The following is an 11,870-nucleotide window of genomic DNA, read 5'->3' on the forward strand; positions in this document are numbered from 1 at the left end:
TCTCCACTCTCCAGTCGCCTGATGTGTTCATCGACATCTTGACCGATATTAGAACACGATTCTAGAGTGCAGCTCTTGACCGTGGTGGGCCAGGGGATCGCCGCCGTTCCAGCCGGCCACGTCCGCGCCGGGCGACTTGCCTGTGACCTGCAGCTCCTCATCTGCCTGTCTCAGCATTCGAGAACTTCTCAAGCCCTGCACCTCCTGCTCTGCCGCGCGCATGGGAAGGCTCAATGTCCGTACAGCTGGGTCGACGTCCAGGTGTTCGCGCCGGTCGCGGGACCACCGCTCACGCGCCGGGTACGGCGACGCGCAACACCTGGTGACGGCGAACGGGACAACACAGTTCACGCTGAGCTATCCCAACCGCGGCTGGGACAACTGGACGCACGTCCTGGCCCAGCTCACGCTGACCGCCGGCTGGAACACCCTGCGCTTTCAGCGCGCAACATCGTCTGTCCCTACCACGCGTGGACCTATGGCCTCGACGGGCAACTGAAGGCGGCTCGTCGCGCCGAGAGGATGGCGTCCTTCGACAAGAGAGAGATCTGCCTCGACCAGGTGCGGGTGGAGGAGTTCGGTGGGTTCGTCTACGTCAACCTGGACCCGGGCGCCGTTCCCATGGGCGAGCAGGCCGGGGACCTGGCGGCCGACATCGCCCGGTGGGCCCCCGACGTCGCTCGACTGACCCACGCCAAGCGGCTGACGTACGACGTCAGGAGCAACTGGAAGAACGTCATCGACAACTTCCTTGAGTGCTACCACTGCCACATCGCCCACAAGGAGTTCGTCGACCTCGTCGACATGAGCACCTACGAGGTGAAGACCCACGGCATCTGGTCGAGCCACTTCGCCGAGGCCGGCAAGCACGAGAACTCGGCGTACGACGTCTCAGGCGCATCGGTCACCCAGCACGCGGTGTGGTGGCTCTGGCCCAACACCTGTCTGCTGCGATACCCGGGTCGCGGTAACTTCATGGTCTTCCAGGTCGTTCCTGCCGGTCCCGACCGGACCCTGGAGACCTGGGACTTCTACTTCGAGACGGCCGAGCTCGATGGCGCCGAGGTCCAGTCGGTGAGATACATCGACAAGGTGCTGCAGGAGCAGGACATCTCCCTCGTGGAGAGCGTCCAGCGCGGCATGAGCACCCCTGCCTTCGACCAGGGCCGCATCGTTTGCGACCCGGCCGGCTCCGGGCTGTCAGAACACGGGGTGCACCACTTCCACGGCCTTGTCCTCGACGCCTACCGGTCGTATGTGGCACGCTCCGGCACCGGGCGCGATCACGAGGAAGCTGTCCCCACCCTCACCGACTGAAGGAGCGGCCATGTCGAGGCCTGTCATCATCACCTGCGCACCGACCGGCGGAATCCACACCCCGACGATGTCACCGCACCTGCCCGTGACCCCTGACGAGATCGCTGCCGCGTCCATCGAAGCCGCCGAAGCGGGCGCGGCGATCATTCACCTCCACGCCCGCAACCCCGAGACCGGCCGGCCCGACCCACGACCGGAGCTGTTCCTGGACTTCATGCCGAAGATCAAGAGCGCCTGCGACGCCGTCCTGAACGTCTCGACGGGAGGGGGTCTCGGAATGACCCGCGAGGAACGGCTGCGAGCCGCCGTCGCGACCTCCCCGGAGATGGCGTCGCTCAACGTCGGCTCGCTGAACTTCGGGATCTTCCCGATGCTGGAGAAGCACTCCCAGTGGAAGCACGACTGGGAGCCGGCCTTCCTGGAGATGACGCGTGACTTCGTCTTCAAGAACACCTTCGCCGACCTGGAGTATGTGGTCAAGGAACTCGGCCATGGTCACGGGACCAGATTCGAGTTCGAGTGCTACGACCTCGGTCACCTCTACAACCTGGCCTGGCTCATCGACCAAGGCTGGCTCGAGCCGCCCTTCTTCGTGCAGATGGTCTTCGGTGTGCTCGGCGGCGTCGGTGCCGACCTTGACAACCTCCAGCACATGCACACGGTGGCGGACAGGCTGTTCGGGGACGGCTACGAGTGGTCGGTGCTCGCCGCCGGACGCCACCAGATGCCGTTCGCGACGCAGGCCGCCATGCTCGGCGGCAACCTGCGGGTGGGCATGGAGGACAGCCTGTACATCGGACCGGGCGAACTCACGTCGTCGAACGCCGACCAGGTACGCAAGATCCGCGGCATCGTGGAGGCGCTCGGACATGAGATCGCCACCCCGGCGCAGGCCAGGGAGCGACTCGGTCTCAAGGGAGCCGACCGTGTCACCTTCTGAGCTCGCGCGCCGCCCACCGCGGTCGCCCGTGTCGCCTCGCTCGGCGGCGGAGTGATCGGTCAGAGCTGGACCGCCCTGTTCCTGGCCGCCGGGAAGTCGGTCGCACTGTTCGATCCCGACCCGGCCGCGGAGTCGCGGGTCCGCCGCGCGGTGGAGACAGCGTGGCCGGCCCTCGTCGAGCTCGGCCTCGCGACCCGGGCCGAGCCGGAAGGTGAGCTCCTCGTGTGCGCGGATGCGCGGACGGCGGTAGCGGAGGCCCAGTTCGTCCAGGAGAGCGTGCCCGAGCGGATCGAGCTCAAGCACCAGCTGTACGCCGAGATCGAATCCGCCCTCGCGGACGGGCCAGCTCCCGGGAGCCACGGAGCCGCTCTGGTGGACCCAGCTGTGGGAGACCGCACCGGGAGCGGCCGCACGGCTGGGGACCACACACCTGGCGTCGACGGACCTGGGGTTCTCTCGGCTCGTCTTCGGGGACCTGCTGGAGGCTCGGGTGACTGAAGACGACTCAGCGATGGACCTGTCGTGGCCCAACGGATCGGTCCGCGTTCACACCTCGGACCGTCCAGGCGTGACCGGAATGAGCCTGCGCGGCGGTCCCGCCGGCGGCATCGCCATCGGTCCCGCCCGGCTGGGCACGCAGGCGCTGCATGACACCTTGGTCTCGCTGATCGTCGAAGGCGTCGGAACCGCAGATGGTCAAGTCGCTGGATCTGGTGGCCGAGATCGGGCACCGGGCTCGGCAGGCTAACGCTGGACGCCGCGCCCCTGTGCCGCCCCGGGGAGACGCCCGCTGAACCGGGTGCCACGTCCCGCCGTTACGGCCCGCGCTGCGACGCCTACGTGGTCTTCCCGGCCCCGTTCAGCGTTCGGCCAGGACGATGACCGCGTCCTGCCGGTTCAGGACGATGGGCTCGGACTTCGGTGGGTTGAGGACGATGCCGTAGTGCGGCGGGATGTTGATGGCCGAGGTGTCGCGGTAGCCGATGGCGGTCTCGCCGCGGCGGCGCGCCGCTTCTATGACCGTCGAGAACGTGACCTGCTTACCCGACGCGACGTATGAGCCGGCGGGGCGCGGATAGATCTCCGAACCGCGCGAGTCGAAGAGGTAGCCGAACACGTCCGCCAGGTGGCGGTTCTCCGCGAGCTGGGCGAGCAGGAGGCCGATCACCGTGTCGCTGATGACGATGTCGTCGGCCTCCGTCACCTCGGCGAGCTCGCGGTTGTTCTCGTCGTGCATCTCGCTGACGATCGAGTAGTGCTCGCCCAGCGCGCTCTGCATGTCGCGGAGCTGCAGCAGCGTCATGAGCGTGCGGGTGTCGGCGTGGTGCGGCTTGAAGCGGTCGTCCGACAGGACGATGACGTGCTGGAAGAGGCCGACGCCGAGCGATTCGAGCGCGTACCGGTCCGTGGTGTCGCATTCCTTGACGTTCACGGTGAGGTTGGCCAGGCCCGCGAGGCCGGCTCCGGCCTTGGGGTGGTCGGCGGCGACCTCCAGGACGGAGCCGGGAGAGACGTAGCCGTCGAGGTACTGGACGATCTGGTCGGCCCGGCCGTTCCAGTTGAGCAGCAGCGTGCGCTCGGGTTCGGGCTCGGTGCGGTCGGCGACGGCGATCGCGGTCTCGTCGAGGGCGGGCTCGCCGGTGGCCGGCCGGATGGCGGAGTCGTCGTGCGCGATGACGATGACCTGGTCGGCGGCTTCGATGAGGGTGTCCATGGGCGGGTTCAGCACGACTCCGGCGGGCCTGCGCAGCCCGATGACGGTGGCCGTCTCGTAGGCGTGCAGCGCCTCGCCGTACGTGCTGCCCGCGAGTTCCGTTCCGGCGCGCAGGTAGATCTCGCCGCCGTCGAAGTTCAGCAGGTCCATGCAGACGACGGACATGCCCGACTGGCGCGACGACTGGACGATGAGCCGGGCGGCGGTGTCGTCGGAGTCGACCAGGTGGACGTCCTTGCCGCCGGCCAGGCGGGCGGCGGCGATGTTGCGGCTGGCGGCGATGGCGGCGATCACCGGCGGGCGGATGCCCGGGCGCTTGGCCAGGGCGAGCAGGATCTTGATGACGTGCGCGTCGGGGTCCTCGCCGTCGGGTGAGAGCACGACGACGGACCTGGCGGCGGCCAGGTTCATCAGGTTGAGGTCGCGCGACTCCGTGGGACGTCCCGTGCGGCAGACCAGGCGGGTCCTGCCCAGGTCGCCGAGGTGCTCGCGGATGTCCTCCTCCATAGCCAGTTTGTCGCGTTCGGCCAGTACGGCGATGACCGAGCCCGGCTGGCTGGCGTGCGCCTTGACCAGCTCGGCCACGATCGTGAACACCTGGTCCGACCAACCGAGCACCACCGTGTGCCCGGACTCGACGATGCGGGAGCGGCCCCGGCGCAGCCGGTCGACCTTCTGCTTGAGGCCGTTGGACAGCAGGCCGACGAGCATACTGACGATGAAGATGCCGCCGAGCGACCCGGCGAACATCACCGCCATATAGGCGACCGACCCCTTGTCGCTGGCGACCTTGCTCGGGGTGAGCGCGTGCATGAGCGCGATCCACATCACGTGGCCGGCGCCGCCGACCCCGTCGGGCTCCTCCGGGGCCAGCCAGAGGGTGAGCCCGGCGACCACCGCGATGAGTCCGAAGGACACCACGGCCAGCCAGCCGATCAGGGAGGCCGTACCCCTGGACATGGTGTTGTCGAACCAGTACCGCACCCGCTCGCGGAACGTCACCCTCGCCACCCCGAAAACCTCCACATAGGCGTGATTTGATCAAGGACACAAGGTACCGGGCTATCTAGGCAAATGCATGGTGACCGGTAACGTATCCGCCATGGCGACCCCCCTGACCCCTGACGATCCCGCATCGCTGGGCGCGTACCGCCTGGCCGGGCGGCTCGGCAAGGGCGGGCAGGGCGTCGTCTACCTGGCGCACTCCCGCGACGGCGAGGCGGTCGCGATCAAGCTGCTCAGCACCGGTGACCAGGAGACCCGCGCGCGGCTGGCGCGGGAGCTCGACGCGCTGGAGAGCATCGCCTCCTTCTGTACGGCGCGCGTGCTGGACGTCTCGATCGAGGGGCCGCGGCCCTACGTGGTGAGCGAATTCGTGGAGGGGCTGTCGCTGGCCGACCGGGCTCGCGAACGCGGCCCGTTGCGCGGCGGCGAGCTGGAACGCCTGGTGGTGGGCACCGCCACGGCCCTCGCGGCCATCCACGCGGCGGGCGTCGTGCACCGGGACTTCAAGCCGGCCAACGTCCTGCTCGGTCCCGACGGCCCCCGGGTGGTGGACTTCGGCATCGCCAGGGCGGAGGGCGCGGCGACGATGACCTCGGGGCTGATCGGGACGCCCGCCTACCTGTCGCCCGAGCAGATCGCCGGCTCGCCCGCCTCCCCCGCGTCGGACGTGTTCGCGTGGGCGGCGACGATGGTGTTCGCGGCGACGGGCCGCAGCCCGTTCGGCGCGGACACGGTGCCCGCGGTGCTGCACCGGGTCCTGCAGGCGAACCCGGACCTGTCGGACCTGCCGCCCCGGCTGCAGGGGCTGATGGCGTCGTGCCTGTCGAAGGATCCCGCGCACCGACCCACCGCCCGGGACCTGATGGTCTCCCTGGTCAGCCCCACCTCGACACCTCCCGCCCCCTCACAGGGCTTCCCCGCCGGAGGGCCGGGCGGCGTCCCCGGTATGGGCGCTGGGGAGCGTACGGGACCACGAGCCGCCGCACTCACCACCGACGTCTCCAGGCGCAACCGCTCGCGTGGCCTGCTGATCGGCGCGCTGGCGGCCGTGCTCGCCCTGGCCGCGGCGGGCGGCATCTTCCTCTGGACCAACCGCGCCCCGACCGGCACCGGAGCCCAGGCGTCCACCAGCCACACGCCACGCGCTGACAGCACCGCCGAGAAAACCGCCGACCAGACGACCGAACCAACCCGCGCCACCACCGAACCGACACCCACCCCCAGCCAAGCGACCACCACCGAGCAGCAGCCTCAAAGCGGCTCGCTGAAGATCCCCGCCGCGTTCACCGGGAAGTGGTCCGGCCACATCACTTCCACGAACCCGCTCGACAGCGACGGCGCCGACGACACGATCGAGCTGAAGGCCGGGCGGTCCACCGCCCAGTGGGAGTCGAAGGGTGGCTACGTCAGCTGCACCGGCAAGATCACGCTGACCAAGGTGGCCGGTACAAAGCTCACCTTCACCCTCCAGCCCGACACCATCGACTGCATCGCCGGCACGGTCTGGCTCACGCTCGACGGAGACAAGCTCACCTACCTCTGGCGCGACGTACCGGGCCCCGGCTTGGTGGAGGAGACCGGCGAACTCAGCCGGAGCTGACACCCGGAGCACCAGCAATACCTCCGCAATTGCGCAAATCCCGTCGACAGACCGGGCCGCGAACCGGGATCATTAGTGTTATGTCTGTGATTAAGGAGGTGCCGTTCCCCAGTCCGGACTCCCCCGAGCTTCCGATGAACATCTGGATCGACGACGCCGACTCCGCCATCGACGTCATCGACGCTCTGGCGCTGTCGCCGTTCGCGACCGGAGTGCAGCCCTGGTCCCGCCTGGCCAACCTGGAACGCGTACGCTCCGACGCCGCGCTCCGTCCCGAGCAGGGCCGGATCGTCCGCACCGCGCAGGTGCAGGACGGTTCCGAGTCGCGCCTGATCTGCGGCGAAGGCTGGACCTTGCGGATCATCCGGCACCGCAACCGCACCGCGACCGTCAGCGTCACGGCCGTCAGCGACGAGCTGGCCCGCTCCGTGCTGAAGGAGTGCACCGACGGAGCCGAGGAGCCGGAGCCCGACGCCGACCACGTCGAGATGGGCTTCTGGTGGCGCGGCACGCACGGCGGCACCCGCTCCGAGAAGCCGATCACCGCCTCGCCGTGGGACGAGATCAGCGGCAACTACTCCGCCCGGGTGCGCCGGTCGCTCGACGGCCTGATGACGGTCACCCCGGCCGACATCGGCGGGCGCCTCATCCTGCTGCACGGCCCGCCGGGCACCGGCAAGACCACGCTGCTGCGGTCGCTGGCCAAGCAGTGGCAGGACTGGTGCCAGGTCGACTGCGTACTCGATCCGGAGCGCCTGTTCAACGAGCCGGGCTACCTGATGGAGGTGGCGGTCGGCTACGACACCGATGAGGACAAGCAGCGGTGGCGGCTGCTCGTACTGGAGGACTGCGACGAGCTGATCAGCTCGTCCGCCAAGGCCCAGACGGGTCAGGGGCTGTCGCGGCTGCTGAACCTCACCGACGGCCTGCTGGGGCAGGGCCGTGACGTGCTGGTGGCGATCACCACGAACGAGGACCTGACCCGGCTGCACCCCGCCGTCGTCCGGCCTGGCCGCTGCCTGGCCCAGCTCGAGATCGGCGCGCTGACCAGGGACGAGGCGGTCCGCTGGCTCGGCTCATCGCAGGGCGTCGGGCCGTCGGGGGCGACGCTGGCGGAGCTGTACGCGCTCCGCTCGGGCCGCGCGATCCCGCCGCCCGCCGAGGGCGAGTCCACCGGCCTGTACCTCTGACCGGCCGGCCCGCTCCGCGCTGGACGAGCCGAGCGGGCAAATGGATCAGCCGAGCCAGGCGGACGGGCGGGTGGGCGGGCGGATCAGCCGAGCCGGGCGTGCAGGCGGCGCGCCTCACGCACGAAGCCGCTGCTCCCCTTGCGCCGCGCGATCTCCGCGACGCACGGCAGCTCCCCCCGGGCCCCCGCCCATGACGCCACCCGTACGGCGAAACCGAGTGCCTGCGTGTGGGCGGTCTGCGGACGCTCCCCCGGCCCGGGCAGGTAGGCGGCCAGGAACCCGGCCACCACCTCCCACACCTCCACGTGCGCCCCGTGCCGAGCCGCGCTCTCCAGCGACTCCACCACCGCGCCCAGCTTGAACCAGGCCCTGCGCAGCAGCAACGCGAGCTGCCGCCCCACCTCGGCGGCGGGCAGGTCGCCCCGCTCGGCCATCCTGACCAGCACCCGGACCCCTTCGTTGGGCTGCGCCTTACCCAGCGGCGAGTCGCGCTCGACCAGGAAGTACGCCAGAAGCAGCGCCACCCCCTCACCCGCCGGCCCCTCGGCCCGAGCCAGCGCCCTCAGCACGCCGGGCTCCACCCCGGGCGTGTTCCAGTGGTAGAGCAGGAACGGCAGGGCGTGCAGCGCCACCGCCTCCCGGTCCGACGGCAGCAGGGCGGGCCACCACAGCATGTAGACGTCGCTGCCTTCCCGGCGTGAGGCGTTCGGGTCGGCGAGCAGGTCGCGGAGCAGGCCGGGCTCGCCGGACGGCAGATCGATCCTGGGCACGAGGTCGGGATGCTCCCCGCCGGAGGGTTCGCGGTCTCCGGCGTAGGCGGTGGAGCCGCCGCGCGTCCACCCGACGGCGGTCGCCGGCGAGAGGCGGCCGCCGTTCATCCATCGCGCGGCCGTGACGCCCGCCCCGGACGTCAGCCCACCCGCCCGCGCCGCCACCTCGGGCGCGATCGAGCGGGGCAGCCGCAGGAGCGCCTGCCACAGGTCGGCGTCCATGGCCTTGGCGCCGGTACGTTCGTAGCCTTCGAGCCGATCGACCAGCACGCCGGGATCCAGGTGCCCGGTGCCGCTGGTGGGGGTGGCCAGCAGATACGGCGGCAGCGTGCCCGCCCGCAGCGCGAAATGGACCTCCGCCCAGCGCCGCAGCAGGAACAGGTGCGGCGGCGACACCCGCGCGGGCGACGGCAACAGCGACGACGACTGCGCGGACGGCGGGCCGAGCCGGATCCCGGGCGTGACGATCTGCCTGGCCATCGCCTCAGACCACTGCTCGAGGTAGCGCCACTCCGGCTGCACGTCCAGCCGGGTCGGCCAGCTCGTCCAGCGGGCCAGCACCGAGCGGAGCAGGTCACGGTCATCGGTACAGAACCGGACGAACGCCGCCAGCCAGCGTTCGGCACCCTGCCAGTCCTCGCGGTCGGGGAAGGTGTCCAGCTCCCGGATGTCCCCGATCGGCGCGAAGCCGGCGGCCGGCAAGGAGAGCTCGGGCAGCGGCACGGGCACGAAGCCGTCGTCCTCGTCGGCCGCCACCTCACCGCCGAACACCGCCACGAGCTGCTCGCCGAGGTCCGGCGGCAGCAGCCCGAGTGCGTCACGGATCACCTCGGCGCCTGCGAGGGTGAACCGCTTACCGTGCTTGAGCGCCAGCCGTACGGCCCGTTCCTGGATGTCGCCGGACTCGCACGCGAAGGCGTACGCCAAGGCCAGGGCGTACTCGTCGGCATTGTCACCGGCGTCGCGGGCGGCCTGGTCGAGCCAGGTCAGCCCGGCCGACACCAGCTTGCGCTCGGGCCGGAACAGCAGCGCCTGCAGGGCCTCGGCCACATCTTCGGGGTCGAGCGCTTCGAGGCGGCGCAGGTGCCGCAGCGCCAGCTCGGCGACCGCTGCCGGCGCGGCGGGCAGCAGCCGCAGGTAGTCGCGGGCGCGCGAGTCGACCTCGGCGTAGGTCGGCTCGACGAGCTCGTGCAGCCGGGCGAAGAAGCGCAGGTCGCCGGCCGAGCCGCCGCGCAGGAAGCGGCGGACGCAGCCGTCGAGCAGCAGCCCCCGGTCGATCGTGCCCTCGCTCTGGAGCACCGCCAGTGACGCCAGCCAGGTGCCGGGCATGAGCGGGGCGATCTGCTCCCCTTGCAGCGCCCTGCCCACGCCCTCCGCCTCGAAGATCAGCGGGAGCAGGTGGCCGAGCAGCGGGTCCTCGCGCAGTCGCCGCGCGGTGGGCGGTTCGCCGACCCAGGCGACCACCAGCGGATCGTGCGCGGGCGGGACCGCCCCGCTGCGCCGGAGCAGGAGGAGCGCCAGCCGGCCGCCCTGCTCGGTGGTCGGGCTCAGGACCCTGAGCCGCCGCGCGACGCGGATCGCCAGGTCGGCCTGCCATTCCTGCGGCCGGGCGGCGAGCACCCGGAGCAGCGGCTCCAGTTCGTCCGGCTGGGGCCGCAGGCCCGCGAACTCGCGGCGGTTGAGCCAGGCGGCGACGGCGGCCGCGCCGCCGATGGTGCCCGCCCCGGCGACGCGCATCGGCTCGATCCAGTCGTCGCCGACATTCATGCCGCCCTGCCAGGGCCAGTCGGGTGCGAGCGAGAGCGTGAACCGCTGCCTGGCCGCGGGGAAGTGGCCGGGCAGCCGTCCGGCCACCTCCTTCCTTTCCTGGTCGTCGAGCCCGAGCACGATCTCCGCGACCTTCCCCGTGTCACGGGTGGCGATGGCCTCCTCGACGGCCTCCCAAGCGCTCACGCCTCGGCCCCGGCACGGGCACGGGCACGGGCGGCGATCCGGGCGGCGAGTACGTGCTTGCACGGTCCGCGCGACCCGGCATGGTCGAACCACCACGGACAGGTGCAGGACCCCTCCGCGAGGCGGACCAGCCGTACGCCGCCATCGGTTGTCACCTCCGCCGTTTCGCCGGAGAGGCGCACCGCGCCCGAGTCGACCAGCGCGCGGGCGGCGGTGAGGCGCGGGTTGAGCTCGGCGACCTGGTCCCGGTCGTAGGGGAGCTCGCGGTGGAAGTGGGCGGCCTCGTGCAGGTCGTAGCCGACGCGCCCGGACGTGCCGAGCTGGGTCAGCGCGGCGCGTACCCGCGACGGTGGCAGGCCCGAACGGTCGGCCAGCAGCCCGATCTCCACGGCGGGCTCGAAGTTGAGCAGCATCCCCACCACGTCGGCGTCCTCGGCGGCCTCGTCGGTGGCCAGGTCGGCGAGCACCGCGCCCTCTCCGGAGAAGCCACGCCACGGCTGCGGCGAGATCGCCAGGGTGTAGCGCATGCCGGGCAGCTCCAGCTCCCAGGCGCTCGCCTGGTGCTCGGCGCCGCCCGCCGGGCCGCTCGCCTGGCGCCCGGGACCGCCCGCCGGGCCGTACACGCGCAGTGCCTTGGCGAACCTGAGCAGCGGCATCAGCGTGGCGATCCGGCCGGCCCCGGACAGGCAGACGCCGCCGGGGGCGGGCGCGGTCGCCACCCGCAGGTCACGGCCCGCGGGGATGGCCCAGACGGTGGCGTTCGCCCGCTTCGGCAGCGAGCGCAGGAAGCGTACGGCCTGCGGCCCGTGCAGCTCGGCCCGCAGGTCGAAGGCGGCCGCGATCACCTGCACCTCGGCGAAGCCGCGCAGCCAGCGCGACGGCAGCGGCACCTTCTTCTCCACGACCGCGCCGTCGAGCGTGGTCACCGCCATCTCGTCGGGCCCGACGCCCAGGTGGAGCGGGTCCCTGCCGCCCACCCTGGCCAGGGCCTCGCGGAGCGGGCCGTTGACGTCGACGTTCGTGGTGCCGCGGTCGAGCACGTCGCCGTCGAGGGCGAGCACGTCGAGCCGGGCGTAGACGCCGCCGCAGGCGGAGAACGACTCGAACCTGAGCCGGTCCCCGTCGCAGGTCACCACCGGGTCGCGGGTCCAGCCGGGGCGGGGCTGGTGGTAGCGGGTGAGCGCCACGTCGGCCACGGCCAGCAGGCCCGCGGCGGCCGGCGCCGCCTGGGTGAGCAGGCCGCTGAAGAATCGGGGATGGGTCTGGGGACCGGATAACGCCGTCCCACCGGACGTCGAGAGACCGAGTCTGCCGTCGGCGAGCAGGGAGGGTCCGGCGTAGGAATACGCCTGCACTGCTTGAGTCATGGCCGGAACATTAG

At 71.3% G+C, this 11,870-nt stretch carries 9 protein-coding genes and 2 pseudogenes; 7 read left to right on the forward strand and 4 right to left on the reverse strand.

Annotated elements, in window-relative coordinates; genetic code table 11:
• Window positions 1-48 precede the first annotated feature (48 nt).
• Window positions 49-177: a hypothetical protein gene (locus AB0F17_RS07355; RefSeq protein WP_358019318.1), complete on the reverse strand. Its 129-nt coding sequence runs from the start codon at window positions 175-177 to the stop codon at window positions 49-51.
• 84 nt (window positions 178-261) lie between these two features.
• On the opposite strand from AB0F17_RS07355, the pseudogene AB0F17_RS07360 reads away from it, so the two are divergent.
• From AB0F17_RS07360 to AB0F17_RS07380, 5 genes and pseudogenes are all read left to right on the forward strand, one after another.
• Window positions 262-522 (forward strand): annotated as a pseudogene (locus tag AB0F17_RS07360) (Rieske 2Fe-2S domain-containing protein); the annotation flags it as partial.
• Window positions 523-1,317: an SRPBCC family protein gene (locus AB0F17_RS07365; RefSeq protein WP_358019268.1), complete on the forward strand. Its 795-nt coding sequence runs from the start codon at window positions 523-525 to the stop codon at window positions 1,315-1,317.
• Window positions 1,318-1,327: 10 nt separating this feature from the next.
• Window positions 1,328-2,257, forward strand: coding sequence for a 3-keto-5-aminohexanoate cleavage protein (locus AB0F17_RS07370; protein ID WP_358017755.1), 930 nt, complete (start codon window positions 1,328-1,330; stop codon window positions 2,255-2,257).
• Between the two features lie 42 nt (window positions 2,258-2,299).
• Window positions 2,300-2,755: pseudogene (locus AB0F17_RS07375) on the forward strand (3-hydroxyacyl-CoA dehydrogenase NAD-binding domain-containing protein); the annotation flags it as partial.
• Window positions 2,748-3,005 (forward strand): hypothetical protein, encoded by a 258-nt coding sequence (locus tag AB0F17_RS07380; RefSeq protein WP_358017758.1) that lies wholly within the window; start codon window positions 2,748-2,750, stop codon window positions 3,003-3,005. The pseudogene AB0F17_RS07375 and the gene AB0F17_RS07380, both read left to right, overlap by 8 nt.
• A gap of 111 nt (window positions 3,006-3,116) precedes the next feature.
• On the opposite strand, the gene AB0F17_RS07385 is transcribed toward AB0F17_RS07380, so the two are convergent.
• A complete protein-coding gene (locus tag AB0F17_RS07385; RefSeq protein WP_358017761.1) occupies window positions 3,117-4,982 on the reverse strand; it encodes a potassium transporter TrkA in 1,866 nt (621 codons plus the stop codon).
• Window positions 4,983-5,073: 91 nt separating this feature from the next.
• On the opposite strand from AB0F17_RS07385, the gene AB0F17_RS07390 reads away from it, so the two are divergent.
• Window positions 5,074-6,576 (forward strand): serine/threonine-protein kinase, encoded by a 1,503-nt coding sequence (locus AB0F17_RS07390; RefSeq protein ID WP_358017764.1) that lies wholly within the window; start codon window positions 5,074-5,076, stop codon window positions 6,574-6,576.
• An 80-nt stretch (window positions 6,577-6,656) separates the two neighbouring features.
• Window positions 6,657-7,766 (forward strand): DUF5925 domain-containing protein, encoded by a 1,110-nt coding sequence (locus AB0F17_RS07395; RefSeq protein WP_358017767.1) that lies wholly within the window; start codon window positions 6,657-6,659, stop codon window positions 7,764-7,766.
• A gap of 83 nt (window positions 7,767-7,849) precedes the next feature.
• On the opposite strand, the gene AB0F17_RS07400 is transcribed toward AB0F17_RS07395, so the two are convergent.
• Together AB0F17_RS07400 and AB0F17_RS07405 are read right to left on the reverse strand one after the other, a co-directional pair.
• Complete coding sequence (locus AB0F17_RS07400) at window positions 7,850-10,489, reverse strand: DUF6493 family protein (protein ID WP_358017770.1); 2,640 nt, start codon at window positions 10,487-10,489, stop codon at window positions 7,850-7,852.
• Window positions 10,486-11,856: an SWIM zinc finger family protein gene (locus AB0F17_RS07405; protein WP_358017773.1), complete on the reverse strand. Its 1,371-nt coding sequence runs from the start codon at window positions 11,854-11,856 to the stop codon at window positions 10,486-10,488. The genes AB0F17_RS07400 and AB0F17_RS07405 overlap by 4 nt, the downstream gene beginning before the upstream one ends.
• Window positions 11,857-11,870: the final 14 nt, after the last annotated feature.

The organism is Nonomuraea sp. NPDC026600 (genome assembly GCF_040638335.1).
Lineage (GTDB): Bacteria > Actinomycetota > Actinomycetes > Streptosporangiales > Streptosporangiaceae > Nonomuraea.